Annotated in this window: 13 protein-coding genes; 10 read left to right on the plus strand and 3 right to left on the minus strand. The window is 65.3% G+C overall.

The window, feature by feature from the left end; genetic code table 11:
* Positions 1 to 41: 41 nt before the first annotated feature.
* Entirely contained in the window at positions 42 to 1,052 is a 1,011-nt protein-coding gene (locus ACVWYQ_RS25190) for a TRAP transporter substrate-binding protein (protein WP_338025316.1), read from the minus strand.
* 296 nt (positions 1,053 to 1,348) lie between these two features.
* Here ACVWYQ_RS25190 and ugpB point away from each other — a divergent pair, with 296 nt between their 5' ends.
* The 10 genes from ugpB (at position 1,349) to ACVWYQ_RS25240 (ending at position 12,762) form a co-directional block, all read left to right on the plus strand.
* The gene (gene ugpB / locus ACVWYQ_RS25195; RefSeq protein WP_404545353.1) at positions 1,349 to 2,671 is read left to right on the plus strand and encodes a sn-glycerol-3-phosphate ABC transporter substrate-binding protein UgpB; all 1,323 of its coding nucleotides are present in this window, start codon (positions 1,349 to 1,351) and stop codon (positions 2,669 to 2,671) included.
* A gap of 250 nt (positions 2,672 to 2,921) precedes the next feature.
* Entirely contained in the window at positions 2,922 to 3,878 is a 957-nt protein-coding gene (locus ACVWYQ_RS25200; protein WP_271546440.1) for an aminoglycoside phosphotransferase family protein, read from the plus strand.
* A gap of 358 nt (positions 3,879 to 4,236) precedes the next feature.
* A complete protein-coding gene (locus ACVWYQ_RS25205) occupies positions 4,237 to 5,856 on the plus strand; it encodes an ABC transporter substrate-binding protein (protein ID WP_275510929.1) in 1,620 nt (539 codons plus the stop codon).
* A gap of 111 nt (positions 5,857 to 5,967) precedes the next feature.
* The gene (locus ACVWYQ_RS25210) at positions 5,968 to 6,981 is read left to right on the plus strand and encodes an ABC transporter permease (protein WP_456726502.1); all 1,014 of its coding nucleotides are present in this window, start codon (positions 5,968 to 5,970) and stop codon (positions 6,979 to 6,981) included.
* A gap of 212 nt (positions 6,982 to 7,193) precedes the next feature.
* The gene (locus ACVWYQ_RS25215; protein WP_036020304.1) at positions 7,194 to 8,093 is read left to right on the plus strand and encodes an ABC transporter permease; all 900 of its coding nucleotides are present in this window, start codon (positions 7,194 to 7,196) and stop codon (positions 8,091 to 8,093) included.
* Between the two features lie 94 nt (positions 8,094 to 8,187).
* Positions 8,188 to 10,038, plus strand: a complete 1,851-nt coding sequence (locus ACVWYQ_RS25220) for a dipeptide ABC transporter ATP-binding protein (protein ID WP_456726503.1) — start codon at positions 8,188 to 8,190, stop codon at positions 10,036 to 10,038.
* Positions 10,039 to 10,064: 26 nt separating this feature from the next.
* Positions 10,065 to 10,244, plus strand: coding sequence for a DUF4089 domain-containing protein (locus ACVWYQ_RS25225; RefSeq protein ID WP_036001861.1), 180 nt, complete (start codon positions 10,065 to 10,067; stop codon positions 10,242 to 10,244).
* A 7-nt stretch (positions 10,245 to 10,251) separates the two neighbouring features.
* Positions 10,252 to 11,646, plus strand: a complete 1,395-nt coding sequence (locus ACVWYQ_RS25230; protein WP_404654620.1) for an AtzE family amidohydrolase — start codon at positions 10,252 to 10,254, stop codon at positions 11,644 to 11,646.
* A 1-nt stretch (position 11,647) separates the two neighbouring features.
* Positions 11,648 to 12,043 carry an oxalurate catabolism protein HpxZ gene (hpxZ, locus tag ACVWYQ_RS25235; protein WP_157286601.1) on the plus strand — a complete coding sequence of 132 codons (396 nt, stop codon included), beginning with the start codon at positions 11,648 to 11,650 and terminating at the stop codon, positions 12,041 to 12,043.
* On the plus strand, positions 12,040 to 12,762 hold the full coding sequence (locus tag ACVWYQ_RS25240) for a GntR family transcriptional regulator (protein WP_271546426.1): 723 nt from the start codon (positions 12,040 to 12,042) through the stop codon (positions 12,760 to 12,762). The genes hpxZ and ACVWYQ_RS25240 overlap by 4 nt, the downstream gene beginning before the upstream one ends.
* Before the next feature lie 111 nt (positions 12,763 to 12,873).
* On the opposite strand, the gene atzF is transcribed toward ACVWYQ_RS25240, so the two are convergent.
* Complete coding sequence (atzF, locus tag ACVWYQ_RS25245; protein WP_456726504.1) at positions 12,874 to 14,682, minus strand: allophanate hydrolase; 1,809 nt, start codon at positions 14,680 to 14,682, stop codon at positions 12,874 to 12,876.
* 185 nt (positions 14,683 to 14,867) lie between these two features.
* On the minus strand, positions 14,868 to 15,374 hold the full coding sequence (locus ACVWYQ_RS25250; protein WP_456726505.1) for a MarR family winged helix-turn-helix transcriptional regulator: 507 nt from the start codon (positions 15,372 to 15,374) through the stop codon (positions 14,868 to 14,870).
* Between the last annotated feature and the right edge of the window lie 77 nt (positions 15,375 to 15,451).

The following is a 15,451-nucleotide window of genomic DNA, read 5'->3' on the forward strand; positions in this document are numbered from 1 at the left end:
TTGTCCGCGTGTTCGCTATGTCCAAGCGCAGCCAACAGGCCTCACTCCACCTTGCGAATCCGTTCGATCAGCGCGGCCGCCGCGGGGTCGCGCGCGGCCTTGGCGTAGATTGCGGCCATGGCGTCCTCGAACGGCTTGCGGTCGATGTCCCTGATGATGGTCACGCCGGCTTCCTGCGCCTTGCGCTGCGACTGTTCCTCGAGGTCGTGCCACTTCTCGCGCATGAACCGGCTGGAGCGCTGCGCGGCCTCCTTAAAGATCGTCTGCTCCTCCGCCGACAGGCTGTTCCAGGCCTTCAGAGAGATCACCAGCACCTCCGGGCTCATCGTGTGCTCGGTCAGCGTGTAATGGCCGGCATGCTTGTAATGATTCGTGGTCACGAAGGATGGCCAGTTGTTTTCGGCGCCGTCGATCAGATGGTTGGCAAGCCCGGTGAGCACCTGCCCGTAGGGCAGCTCGACCGGTTCGGCGCCGAGCGCGCGCATCATCTGGCTCATTAACTCCGACTGCTGCACGCGGATCCGCAATCCCTTGAGGTCCGCGATGGTCTTCACCGGGCGGACCCCGTTATAGATCGACCGCGCACCCGAATCGTAGAAGGCGAGCCCGACGAAGCCGTAGGGCTCGAAGCTACCGAGGATCTCGCTGCCGACAGGTCCGTCCAGCACCTTCTGCATGTGCTCGATGGACCGGAACAGGAACGGCATCGCCAGCACGTTCATCGCCGGGACGAAATTGCCGATCAGGGCGACATTGGTCCGGTTGAGGTCGATCGCACCGGCCCGGGTCTGCTCGATGGTCTCCTTTTCCTCCCCGAGCTGGCGGGAGTGGAACACCTTGATCTCGTGGCGGCCCTTGGTGCGCTCGGCGATCAGGGCGCCCATGTAGCGCAGCGCCTGGACGGTCGGGTAATCCTCGGCCTGGGTGTCGGCGGCGCGAAATTCGCGCGCAACCGCGCTCGTCGTGCCCATGCTCGACGAGACTGCGGCAAGCAGAAGCGCAACGAAGACCACCCCGGTCCGCGAGAGTTCGGCACGGCTCAACACTGGCACACTCAACCCCTCAGTGGTGGAGTCTATGGCGGAAGGAAAAGGTTCAATGCAATCTAAAGCGTTTTCAAGCGAAGTGGATACCGGTTCGCGTAAAGAAAACGCGTCAAATTGAGAATCTAGAGCCTGTTCCGATCGGAACGGGGCTCTAGCAGATGGTGAAGGGAAGGCCATCCCGCGCCCGGCCAGCGGGCTGATTGTGCGGCGCGGCCGGCGTTCATTCCCGGTTGAAACGGCCACTGCCGGGCCTTAAGCAGGACAGCCGCCACGTCGACCGCGGCCTGGGAAGAGCCATCCTGATGTCAGCCTTGCGCCTTTTGCAGCTCGTTGCCGTCTTTGCGGCCCTCGCATTGGCCGCCCCTGCGCGGGCTGCCACCGAGATCGCCTGGTGGCACGCCATGTCCGGCGAGCTCGGCCGGCAGCTGGAAAAGCTCGCCGCCGACTTCAACGCCTCGCAATCCGATTACCGCATCGTGCCCGTCTACAAGGGCAATTACACCGAGACGGTGACGGCCGCGATCTTCGCCTTCCGCTCGCGCAGCCAGCCCGCCATCGTGCAGGTCAACGAGGTCGCCACCGCCACCATGACTGCGGCCAAGGGCGCGATCTATCCGGTGTTCAGCCTGATGCGCGACCAGGGCGAGCCGTTCTCGCTGGGCGATTATCTGCCGGCGGTCTCCGGCTATTACACCGATGCCGCCGGCAATCTGTTGTCGTTCCCGTTCAATTCCTCGACCCCGATCCTGTACTACAACAAGACCATGTTCCGCGACGCCGGCCTCGATCCGGAGGCGCCGCCGAAGACCTGGCCGGAATTGGGAGCGGCCGCCAAGCGCCTGCGCGACCGCGGCGCTGCTTGCGGCTTCACCACGTCCTGGCCGTCCTGGATCCATGTCGAGAATTTTTCGGCCTTCCATAATCTGGCGCTAGCGAGCCGGGCCAACGGCTTCGCCGGGCTGGATGCGGAATTGACCATCAACAATCCGAGGCTGGTGCATCACGTCGCGGCGCTCAGCGAGTGGCAGAAGACCAAGCTGTTCGACTATAGCGGCCGTGGCCAGTCGGCCGAGCCGCGCTTCCAGAAGGGCGAGTGCGGCATCTTCATCGGCTCCTCGGCGACGCGCGCCGACATCAAGGCCAATTCGAAGTTCGAGATCGGCTACGGCATGATGCCCTATTGGCCCGACGTGAAGGGCGCGCCGCAGAACTCGATCATCGGCGGCGCCACGCTGTGGGTGCTGCGCGACCGTCCGCGCGAGGAATACAAGGGCGTGGCGCGCTTCTTCGCCTATCTGTCCCAGCCCGGCGTGCAGGCCGCCTGGCACCAGAACACCGGCTATCTCCCCGTGACCCGCGCCGCCTTCGAGCTGACGCGCTCGCAGGGCTTCTATGAGCGCAATCCGGGCTCGGCGATCTCGTTCGAGCAGATCACGCTCAATCCGCCGACCGAGAACTCCAAGGGCATCCGGCTCGGCTCCTTCGTCCTGATTCGCGGCGTGATCGAGGACGAGCTCGAGCAGGCCTTCGCCGGCCACAAGAGCGCGCAATCAGCGCTCGATTCCGCCGTCGAGCGCGGCAACAAGCTGTTGCGCCAGTTCGAGCGCGCGAGTCCCGAGCGGTAGGGTGTGTTGCGATTAGGTTTCGCCGCCGCTGCGAACGAGGTGCGCTCCCTCCCCCGCTTGCGGGGGAGGGTTGGGGAGAGGGCTCTCTCCACGTTGGGATTGCCTGAAGTCTGCGGAGAGTGTCCCCACGTGGAGAGAGGCCCCACCCGGCGCTTCGCGCCGACCTCCCCCGCAAGCGGGAGAGGTGCACCGTCTCTTGGCTCGCATCGAGCCAACCAAAGTTAACCCTGCTCTCAATACGCAAGCGCCAATGACAATCACGCCGCAACAGCTGCCTCACCTCGCCGACGCCGCAAGCCTCCGCGCCTTTCGCTCCGATCCCTTACAATGGCTGCCAATCGCTCTCGACATCGCGCGCAGCCACGGCCTCGATGCCGGCTCGCCGCATGTGTTCGCGGCCGGCACCAATCTCGTGGTCGGCCTCGGCGACAAGCTGATCCTGAAGATCTTTCCGCCGCCGCTCGCAGCGCAATTCGTCTCGGAGCGCGCCGCGCTGGCGCAGCTCAAAGGCCGTCTGCAGCTGCCGATCCCCGAGATTGTCGCGGAGGGGATGCGCAACGGCTGGCCCTATCTCGTCATCACGCGTCTTGCCGGCACGCTGGGCTCGGAGGTCTGGCCATCACTGCCGGAGCCGCAGAAGGAGCGCCTGCTGCGCCAGATCGGCGAGACCATTGCGAGCGTGCAGCGCGCGCCGCTTGGACCGCTCGCGCATATCGAGCCGCGCTGGGACGCGTTCATGCGCGCCCAGATGCAGGGCTGCCGCGCGCGGCACACGCGTCTCGGCCTCGCACCAAAATTCCTCGCCGGCCTCGATGATCTCCTGCGCGACGCCGCCAAGCTGATCCCGATGGATGCAGCGCCCGTGATCCTGACCGGCGAATACATCCCCGAGAACTTTCTGCTCGCCTGTGACGACGGCCAATGGTCGCTCGGCGGCCTGTTCGATTTCGGCGACGTGCTCACGGGGTGGCGTGACTACGATCTGCTCGGCCCCAGCGCCTTCATGGCGGCGGGCCGTCCGGGCAGAGTGAAGAGCCTGCTCGAAGGCTTTGGCTATGCGACGCTGGATTTCACCCTCAAGCGCCGCCTGATGGCCCTGATGCTGCTGCACCGCGCCAGCGACCTCAACAGCCACATCTGCATCGAGGGTTGGCAGGAGCGGGCGGATGATCTGGTTGAACTGCAGGAGTTGATCTGGCCGGGCTGAGCGCCCCCTCCGTCATTCCGGGGCGCCGCGCAGCAGCATCGAGCCCGGAATCCATTGTGCCGCGCGTTCTGCCGCCCGATGGATTCCGGGTTCGATGCTGCGCATCGCCCCGGAATGACTCCTGGGGGCCGGGAGAGCGCCGGCGACTGCCTCCATAATGATCTCTCAAGCCAATCAGCCTAAGTTTTACGCAATCGCGCATCTTTGTATGCAATTGTGCGCTGCGGTGCAGAGTGGTGAGAACAGGAATACTTTGTTATATCAGTGACTTAGATGGACTTTAGTCTTCCGTTAAGCCTTGGCACAAACCTTGCGAATCCAGCTCCAGCCAAAAAACCTTTGTGTTGGAGCGAATTTCATGAAGCGCCGCGATTTCCTCAAATCCGTTTCCGGGTTGGCCGCTGGCGCGGCGCTTCCGGCCATGCCGTCCGTGATCTCCTCGGCCAAGGCCGATGCCCGCTCGGAGACCTTGCTGATCGTTTCCGAAGGCGGCCCGAACAATCTCGACATCCATGGCATCGGCACAAACGTGCCCGGCTATGAAGTCTCCTGGAATTGCTACGACCGCCTGATCAGCCACGAGATGAAGAGCGGTCCCGGCGGCGTGCCCTATTACGACCGGGACAAGTTCAAGGGCGAGCTCGCCGACGACATGAAGATCGACGACATGTCGGTCACCTTCAAGCTGAAGAAGAACGCCAAATTCCACGACGGCGCGCCTGTTACCGCGAAAGACGTGAAATGGTCGCTCGACCGCGCCGTCAGCGTCGGCGGTTTCCCGACCTTCCAGATGAGCGCGGGTTCGCTCACCAAGGCCGAGCAGTTCGTCGTGGTCGACGATCACACCGTGCGCGTCGACTTCCTGAAGAAGGACAAGCTGACGATCCCCGATCTCGCCGTGATCGTGCCCTGCATCGTCAATTCCGAGCTGGTGAAGAAGAATGCCAGCGAGAAGGATCCCTGGGGCCTCGAGTTTACAAAACAGCAGACCGCCGGCTCCGGCGCCTACAAGGTGACGAAGTGGACCGCCGGCACCGAAGTGATCATGGAGCGCAATGAGGATTGGGTCGGCGGTCCGCTTCCCAAGATCAAGCGCGTGATCTGGCGCATGGTGCCACAGGCCGGTAACCGCCGGGCGCTGCTCGAGCGCGGCGATGCCGACATCTCCTATGAGCTGCCGTTCAAGGATTTCCAGGAGATGAAGGCGAACGGCAAGCTCAACGTGGTGTCGCTGCCGTTCTCCAACGGCATCCAATATATCGGCATGAACGTCACCAAGCCGCCGTTCGATAACGTCAAGGTGCGGCAGGCCATCGCCTATGCGCTGCCGTATCAGAAGATCATGGACGCGGTGCTGTTCGGCCTCGGCAATCCCATGTTCGGCGCAAAGGACAAGGCGACCGAAGTCGCCTGGCCCCAGCCGCACAAGTACAACACCGACATGGAGAAGGCGAAGGCGCTGTTGGCTGAAGCCGGTTACGCCAACGGCTTCGAGACCACGATCTCGTTCGATCTCAACTTCGCCGGCGTCAACGAGCCGCTCTGCATCCTCGTGCAGGAGAGCCTCGCCCAGCTCGGCATCAAGACCACCATCAACAAGGTGCCCGGCGCCAACTGGCGCACCGAGCTCAACAAGAAGGAGATGCCGCTCTTCACCAACGTGTTCTCGGGCTGGCTCGATTACCCCGAGTACTTCTTCTACTGGTGCTATCACGGCAACAATTCCGTCTTCAACACCATGAGCTACAAGTCGGCGGCGATGGACAAGTTCATCGACGGTGCGCGCACGGCGGCCGCCACCGGCGACAAGGCCGCTTACGATGCCGACGTGAAGGGCTTCGTCGATCTCGCCTTTGCCGACCTCCCGCGCATCCCGCTCTACCAGCCCTTCGTCAACGTCGCGATGCAGAAGAACATCAGCGGCTACCAATACTGGTTCCACCGGCGGCTCGATTATCGCGCGATGGCGAAGGGGTGAGGAAAGCGAATAGGGAGTGGCGAATAGCGAATAGGGGGACGTGATGGTCGACAGGAGCGAATGTCCATTCGCCACTCGCTATTCGCCAGTCGCGCGAGCGGAGCGAGCACCATGCTGACCATGATCGGCAAGCGCCTGATGTTCGCGATCCCCTCGCTGATCGGCGTCGTCATCGTCACCTTCCTGCTGACGCGTGCGCTGCCGGGCGATCCCGCCGCCTACTTCGCCGGTCCCGCCGCGACCAAGGAAGCCGTCGAGCAGATCCGGAAAAAACTCGGCTTCGACAAGCCGCTGATCGAACAGTTCTTCCGCTATGCTAACGATCTCGCGCACGGCGATTTCGGCAACTCGCTGACGACGGGCCAGCCGGTCGCCACCGAGATCCGCAACCGCCTGCCGGCGTCAGCCGAGCTGACGCTGCTCGGCCTGTTCGTGTCCGTTGCGATCGCCATTCCGCTCGGCGTGCTGGCGGCAACGCGTCCGGGATCGTGGATCGACCATCTCTGCCGGATCACGACCACGGCCGGCGTGTCGCTGCCGGTGTTCTTCACCGGCCTCGTGCTGGTCTATGTCTTCTACTTCCGGCTCGGCTGGTCGCCGGCGCCGCTCGGCCGTCTCGACGTGTTCTACAGCGCGCCGCCGACGGTAACAGGCTTCTATCTGATCGATACCCTGATCGCGCGCGATGTCGAGGCGTTCCGGTCGGCGTTGAGCCAGCTCATTCTTCCGGCAACGACGCTCGCGATCTTCTCGCTGGCACCGATCGCGCGCATGACGCGCGCCTCCATGCTCGCGGTGCTCGCATCCGATTTCGTCCGCACCGCGCGCGCCAGCGGCCTGTCGCCAGCAACCGTGATCGTCACCTACGCGTTCCGCAACGCGATGCTGCCGGTCATCACCACGCTCAGCATGGTGTTCTCGTTCCTGCTGGGCGCCAACGTGCTCGTCGAGAAAGTGTTCGCCTGGCCCGGCATCGGCTCCTACGCGGTGGAAGCGCTGATCTCCTCGGACTTCGCGCCGGTGCAGGGTTTCGTGCTGACCATGGCGGTGATGTACGTGCTGCTCAATCTGATCATCGACATCTTGTACGGCGTGATCGACCCGCGCGTGCGGTTGGAGGGGTAGATGATCGCATCCGAAGCCACGCGAACGGTCCGCTCCCTCCCCCGCTTGCGGGGGAGGGTTGGGGAGAGGGCTTCTTCAGCGGTCGAGAACCCCCAAGAGGAGAGAGCCCTCACCCGCGCTTTCAGCGCGACCTCTCCCGCAAGCGGGAGAGGTGAAGCGGGCTCCCGGCTAGCCGATTCGTCCCCACTGTCATGAAGCACCAGGAGTGAACAATGAGCTCCGTTGCGCCTGCTGTTGAACCTGTCGGCCCCGCCCGCACGTCAGGCCTCGTCGCGATCCTTGAACAGACCCGCTATGTCCTCGGCGAGAACAAGGTCACGGGCTTTGCCTTTGCGCTGCTCCTGATCATCGTGTTCGCCGCGCTGTTCGGCCCTTACGTGGTGCCGTACGACCCGCTCGCCTCGGATACGGCCGCCGCGCTGAAGCCGCCGTCGGCGGCGCACTGGTTCGGCACCGACCAGCTGGGGCGCGACATCTTCAGCCGCGTCATCGTCGCCACGCGCCTCGACTTCTTCATCGCGATCGCCTCGGTCGCGCTGGTGTTCCTGATGGGCGGCCTTGCCGGCATCGCGGCCGGCTATTTCGGCGGCTGGACCGACCGCATCGTCGGCCGCATCGCCGACACCATCATGGCGTTCCCGCTGTTCGTGCTCGCGATGGGCATCGTCGCCGCGCTCGGTAACACCGTGCAGAACATCATCCTGGCCACGGCGATTGTGAACTTCCCGCTCTATGCCCGCGTCGCGCGCGCCGAAGCCAATGTCCGCCGCAATGCCGGCTTCGTGCAGGCCGCGCGTCTGTCAGGCAATGGCGAGTTCCGCATCCTCCTGGTGCACATCCTGCCGAACATCATGCCGATCATGATCGTGCAGATGTCCCTGACCATGGGCTACGCCATCCTCAACGCCGCCGGCCTCTCCTTCATCGGCCTCGGCGTCCGTCCGCCGACCGCCGAATGGGGCATCATGGTCGCCGAAGGCGCGGGCTTCATGGTGTCGGGCGAATGGTGGATCGCGCTCTTCCCCGGCCTTGCCCTGATGATCGCCGTGTTCTGCTTCAATCTCCTCGGCGACGGCCTGCGCGACATCGTCGATCCCCAGCGGAGGACGTGATGGCAGACGTACGTCAGAAATTCTCCAATGATTTCAGTCGCCATTCTACTGTGCATGGGGTTGTTTTCGAACTTTTGAACGGCGGGAGATCGGCATGACCGCCCAGCCCCTGCTCGACGTCCAGGATCTCACGGTCGAATTCACCACCCGACGCGGCATCGTCAAGGCGGTGCAGCACGTCAACATCTCCGTGGCCAAGGGCGAGACGCTGGCCATCGTCGGCGAGTCCGGCTCCGGCAAGTCGGTGACATCCTACGCGGTGATGCGCATCCTCGATCGCGCCGGCAAGATCGCCGAGGGCTCGGTGATGTTCTCCGGCATCGACGTCAAGGCGGCGACCGAAGACCAGATGCGCGATCTGCGCGGCCGTGAAGTCTCGATGATCTTCCAGAACCCGCGCGCCGCGCTGAACCCGATCCGCAAAGTCGGCGACCAGATCGAGGACGTGCTGCGCACCCATGTGCAGCAGGCCCAGGTCGCCGATCACGGCGAGAAGGCGATCGAGGCGCTGGAGCAGGTCAAGATCGCCCGCCCGCGCGAGCGCTATCACGCCTATCCGTTCGAGCTGTCGGGCGGCATGTGCCAGCGCGTCGTCATCGCGCTCGCGCTGGCCTGCAATCCGCAGCTCCTCATCGCGGACGAGCCGAGCACCGGTTTGGATGTCACCACGCAGAAGGCGGTGATGGACCTGATCGTCGAGCTGACGAAACGCCGCGCGATGTCGACCATCCTGATCACGCACGATCTCGGGTTGGCTGCCGCCTATTGCGACCGCGTCGTCGTGATGGAGAAGGGCCGCGTCGTCGAGACTGCCACCGCCGCCGACATTTTTGCCAACCCTCAGCACCCCTACACCAAGAAGCTGATGCGCGCGACGCCGCGGCTGGGGGTGTCGCTGAGAGACTTGCTGCCGGAGGAGGAGACTCTTGCCTCTCCCCGCACGCGGGGAGAGGCCGACAGGCTCTGGAGCGCAGTTGCGCTCCAGAGCGTGGCGGGTGAGGGGAACTCTCCACGAGTCGAGCTCGCCGAGGCTGCCCCTCACCCCAGCCCTCTCCCCGTGAAGGACGGGGAGAGGGAGCAGAGCGGTGCAAGCGGGGAGAGGGAGAAGACGCTCCTCCTCCGCGTTGAAAAGCTCGTCAAGGAATATCCCCGCCAGGGCGCGACCGCCGTGCTCGGTAAACTGTTCGGCCGCAAGCCGGCTGTGGAGCCGGACGTGTTCCGCGCCGTCGACGGCATCAGCTTCGTGATCGGTCATGGCGAGAGCGTCGGCCTCGTCGGCGAGTCCGGCTGCGGCAAATCGACCACCTCGATGATGGTGATGCGTCTGCTCGACCAGACCTCCGGCCTGATCCAGTTCGACGGCGAGGACATCGGCGGCATTCAGCCTGCCGCCTTCGCCCGGCTGCCGCAGCGCAGCCGCATCCAGATGGTGTTCCAGGACCCCACCGACAGCCTCAACCCGCGCTTCACCGCCGCGCGCGCGATCGCCGACCCGATCATGCAGCTTGGCGATATCAAGGGTCGCGACGCGCTCCGCGCCCGCTGCGAGGAACTCGCCACCATGGTCGGCCTGCCGCACAATCTGCTCGACCGCTTCCCGCACCAATTGTCCGGCGGCCAGAAGGCCCGCGTCGGCATCGCCCGGGCGATCGCGCTGCATCCCAAGCTCGTCATCCTGGACGAGCCGACCGCGGCGCTGGACGTCTCCGTGCAGGCCGTCGTCCTCAACCTGCTGCAGGACCTCAAGGCGCGGCTAGGTATGAGTTATCTGTTCGTCTCGCATGATTTGAACGTGGTGCGCTTGTTGTGCGATCGTGTCATTGTGATGCGGACGGGACGGATCGTCGAGGAGGGCTCTTCCGAGCAGGTTCTCGGCGATCCCAAGGACGACTACACCAAGGAGCTGCTGACGGCGATCCCGCATCCGCCGTTGCCGACACACTAAGACTGCACTGATTGCTTGAGAGCGTGATGGCCGAACCCCTGGACGACTATATCGACGCCGTATCGAAGGCGCTGGCGCTGCCGATCGAGGAGGCCTGGCGGCCTGCGGTTCGCGCCAACCTCGAGGTCTCGCTGCGGCTTGGCCGTCTGGTCGACGAATTCGCGCTGCCGGACGAGACCGAGCCGGCGCCGATCTTCACGGCCTGATGCTGCCATGACCACCAAGCCAGAGATGACGGCCTCCGAGATCGCGAGTGCGGTTGCGGGGCGCAAGATGACCGCGCTCGCTGCCACCGAAGCTGCGCTCGCCCGCATCGCGCAGCATGACCGCATCCTCAATTCCTTCACCGACGTCACCGCCGAACGCGCCCGCGCCAAAGCGCGCGCGATCGATGCGGATATCGCGGCGGGCAGGACAATCGGTCCGCTCGCCGGCGTACCCTTCGCCGTCAAGAACCTGTTCGATGTTGCGGGCCTTTCAACGCGCGCCGGCTCGAAGATCAACCGGGACCTCGCGCCCGCCAGGCGCGATGCGACCTTGATCGAGCGGATGGAAGCGGCCGGCGCCGTTCTCGTCGGTGCGCTCAACATGGGCGAATACGCCTACGATTTCACGGGCGAGAACATCCATGACGGCCCCTCGCGCAATCCGCATGACACCACGCGGATGAGCGGCGGCTCCTCCGGCGGCTCGGGCAGCGCCGTCGGCGGCGCGCTGGTGCCGATCGCGCTCGGCTCCGACACCAACGGCTCGATCCGCGTGCCGTCCTCCTTCTGCGGCATCTTCGGCCTGAAGCCGACCTATGGCCGGCTGTCACGTGCGCGCTCGTTCCCGTTCGTGGCGAGCCTCGATCATCTCGGCCCGTTTGCGCGCTCCGTCGCCGATCTCGCGCTCGCCTATGACGCGATGCAGGGTCCGGACGCAGACGACGGCGCCTGCACCACGCGCGGGCCAGAGCCCGTCACGCCGCTGCTCGATGAGTCCATCTCCGGCTTGCGCGTTGCGATCGCCGGCGGCCACTTCCAGAAGAACGTGTTTCCGGAAGCGGTCGAAGCCGTCAGCCGCGTCGCCAAGGCGCTGGGCGCAACGCAAGTGGTGGATGTTCCCGAAGCCTCGCGCGCCCGCGCCGCCGCCTATGTCATCACCACCACCGAAGGCGCTTCGCTCCATCTCGATCGCCTGCGCAAGCGCCCGAACGACTTCGATCCGGCGGTGCGCGATCGGCTGATCGCGGGCGCCATGGTTCCGGCGCCGCTGGTCGATCGCGCCCAGAAATTCCGTCGCTGGTATCGTGCGCAACTCACCGAGATCTTCAAATCGGTCGATGTTCTGCTGGCACCCGCAACGCCCTGCACCGCGCCAAAACTCGGACAGGTCAATTTCAATCTCGACGGCGTCGAGCTGCCGGTGCGCGCCAATATCGGCATCCACACCCAGCCGATATCCTTCATCGGCTTGCCGGTGGTCGCGGTCCCCTTGCCGCTCGAGCCGCTGCCGATCGGCGTGCAGATCATTTGTGCGCCCTGGCGCGAGGACATCGCGCTGCGCGTCGCGCACGCATTGGAGAAGATGGGCGTCGTCGCTGCGCCCGCGCCGAGAGGGTTCTAAGATGCAGATCGATCTCCCCGACGTGATCGCGGAAGTCAAAGCCGCGTTCGAGCGCTATGAGCAAGCCCTCGTCAGCAACGACGTCGCCGTGCTCGGCGAGCTCTTCCGCAACGACCCGCGCACCTTGCGCTACGGCATCGGCGAGAACCTCTATGGCTACGAGGCAATCTCCGGTTTCCGCGCCGGCCGTTCGCCGGTCGGGCTGAACCGCCGCACCGCCAAAACCGTGATCACCAGCTATGGCCGCGACACGGCCGTGGCGTCCACCTTGTTCTATCGCGATACGGCTCCCGGCAAGGTCGGCCGGCAGATGCAGACGTGGATACGTTTCCCGGAGGGCTGGCGCGTCGTCGCCGCTCATGTCAGCATCATCGAGGAGCCGAAAGAGACCGTATGACGCTTGATGATCTTCCGCAGGGCGCATTGCCGGCCGAGCCGGTGGTGCCGCGCGTCGACCGTGCATCGCCGTCGCTGCTGAAGGTCACGCGCGCCGAGGAGCTGCGGCTGCAGCTTGCCGACGAGATCGTGCGCGGAACGCTGGCGCCGGGCTCGCCGCTGGACGAGACCGATATCGCGCGGCGCTTCAACGTCTCGCGCACGCCGGTGCGCGAAGCGCTGCGGCAATTGGTGGCGAGCGGCCTCGTCGAGGCGCGACCGCATCGCGGCGCCGTGGTGGCGCAGCCCTCGATCGAGCGGCTGAAAGGCATGTTCGAGGCGATGGCGGAGCTCGAGGCCTTGTGCGCGGGTCTTGCCGCCGAACGCATGTCGGCGACCGAGCGTCATGGCCTGGAAGCCGTCCACGAGGAGCTGCGGGTGCTGAGCTACACCGGCAATCCCGAGCGTTTCCACGAGGTCAACGAGCGCTTCCACAACGCGATCTATGCCGGCTCGCAGAACGGCTACATCGCCGAGATCACGCTCGCGACCCGCGTCCGCGTGCAGCCGTTCCGCCGCGCCCAGTTCCGCAACCTCGGCCGCCTCGCCAAGTCGCAAGCCGAGCACGACCGCGTCGTCGTCGCCATCATGCGCGGCGACAAGCAGGGCGCCGCCGCCGCCATGCGCGCGCATATCGAGCTGGTGCGCGGAGAGTATGAGATCTACGCGGTGTCGGTGTAGGACGACACGCTCGGTGTCGTAGGGTGGGCAAAGGCGCGAAGCGCCGTGCCCACCGTCTCTCCAAATTGACGATGATGGTGGGCACGCTTCGCTTTGCCCACCCTACGAGAGCTACGCCTTCGCAGCTTCCATCATAAATTTTCGCCATCCACCATACGCCGTGATGTCCCGCGCATCGCCCAGCACTTCCGGCTCGACGAGGAATCCCTTCACGCTGCGTCCGTCGGCGAGCCTGATTGTGCCGATCGCCATCGGCGCGGGGATCGCGTTGACGAACTTGCCGAAGGCGGACGACGACAGCGACCAGATCTCCAGCTCGATCGCCGCGCCCGTGCCGGTCTCGACGCGCAGCATGCCGGGCTTCGGCGGCGTCGTCTTGAGCGCATAGAGCTTGTAGTCGGGCGCGGTTTTCGTCGCCTCGACCAGCTTGCCATTCAGCGCGGTCAATTCCCCGTTCAGCGCCATGCCGGTGAGATGCGCGCCGACCACCGCAATCGGGATTTCATCGCCCTTGCTTGCGGGCAGTGGCGCGAGCGGGGCCTGTGCCACACCCTTCGCGCCGACCGTTAGTTTGGTAGCGGCATGGAACACCCGTCCGATGCTGGCCAGCATCGCATCGCGCCCTGCGGGCGCCAGCAGCGTGATGCCGAACGGAATGCCGTCGCTGCGCATCGCAGCTGGCACGGCGAGGCCGCAGAGGTCGAGCAGGTTGACGAAATTGGTGTAGGTGCCGAGCCGGCTGTTGAGCTCGATCGGATTGGCGAGCACCTGCGCGGTCGTATAGGCCGTCGGCGCCGTCGGCAGCACCAGCGCATCGATGTTGGCGAACGTGCGCTCTGCGATCTTGCGCAGACCCTGCAGGCGGTAGAGCGCGGAGAAGGTTTCCGCGGCCGTGAGCCGCGCGCCGGCCGCGGTGATCTCGCGGGTAACGGGGTGGATCGCGTCAGGCGCGGACGCCAGCAGGTTCTTGATCACGAGGTAACGCTCGGCGACCCAGGGACCCTCATAGAGCAGCCGCGCCGTCTCGTAGAACGGCTCGAGGTCGAACTCGACCAGCGTTGCCCCAAGCGCGGTCCATCGCTTCAGCGCATCGTTGTAGGCGGCTTCCGCTTTCTTGTCGCCGAAGAAGATCAGCTGGCCGTTGCGCGGCACACCCAGGCGCAGGTTTGCCGGCATCGGCGTGATGGCGCCGAGCGTCCGGTCGCGCGAGAATGGATCGGCTAGGTCGGGCCCGGCCATCACCGACAGCGCAAGCGCGGCATCGTCCACCGTCAGTGCGAACACCGAGATGCAGTCCAGCGTGCGACAGGCCGGCACCAGGCCTGCGGTCGAGATCATGCCGAGGCTCGGCTTCAGCCCGACGATGTTGTTGAGCATCGCCGGCACGCGGCCAGAGCCGGCGGTATCCGTGCCGAGCGACAGCGGCACGAGACCGGCGCCGACCGCGGTGGCCGAGCCCGAGCTCGAGCCGCCGGGAATGAGATCCTCGCGGATCGAATTCCTGGGGACGCCGTAGGGCGAGCGGACGCCGACGAGGCCGGTCGCGAACTGGTCGAGATTGGTCTTGCCGATGATGATCGCCCCCGCCGCGCGCAGGCGCTCGACGGCGGTCGAGTCGTGCGTGGGCGTGTAGGAGAAAGCCGGGCAGGCGGCTGTGGTAGGGAAGCCCAGCGCGTCGATATTGTCCTTCACCGCGACCGGCACGCCGTGAAGCGGCAGGCTGGCAGCATCCGCCCGGGCCGCGAGCTTCTCCGCTTCCGCGATCGCGTCCTTCTCTTCGCGCAGGCTGATGAACACGGCGGGATCGTCGTAATCGCGGATGCGCCGATAGGTCCGCGCGACGGTCTCTGCCGGCGAAAGCCGGCCCGCGCGGTGCGCGGCCACAATCGCGGCGATCGTTTCAGGCTGCTCGGCCCCCATGGCGGCAAAACTCCGGCAATTCGTTTTCGCCCGGAGTGAAGCAAGCGATGTGCCATTGTGTACAGAATCCGGGCAGGATGATCGTGCCGGATCTTTTCGTGCGATCAGTGGCTTGGAGGACATTTCGGCCGGCGCCCGGCCGGTCGCCTCAGTGACCTATCTGCCCAAATCATGGGCAGTCGGGATCAGGTGAAGCCGGAGAGGATCCGGAGCAGCTGTGCCCGGTTCTCCTTGCCGATCTTCGCCTCGACGTGCCGCTCGTGCTCGGCCGCGAGCCGCTTGAACTTCTCAAGCGCCGTCTCGCCCTGCGCAGTGAGGTGCAGCGCATGCGAGCGCCGGTCCTGCTTCGACTTGATCCGCTTCACCAGCTTGCGCTGTTCGAGGCTGTCGAGCAGGTGCACCAGCCGGGCACGCTCGATGCCGAGGCGCTTTGCCACCGCCATCTGCGAGAGGCCCGGATTGGCGCCGATCACGGTCAGCACCGAATATTGCGTCGGCCTGATGTCGACCTCGCCGAGCGTCTTGATGAAGTCCTGAAAGATCCAGATCTGGAAGCGCCGTACCGCATAGCCAGCATGGCCGACCAGCGCGTCGAGGCCGACGCCGTCGGCGCCATCGCGTGGTGCTGCGCCGTTGCCGGCGCGCTTGCGCGGGGCGTGGCGGCCGTCGGCCCGGGATGCTGTGGCTGTCACGTCGTGTCTCCTGTCGCGCAACCCTAGCGCCCTTGGGCCAAGAGCGAAAGATTGTTGTTGACGACAACAATTGGCGT

This window comes from Bradyrhizobium sp. USDA 3397 (assembly GCF_054060965.1).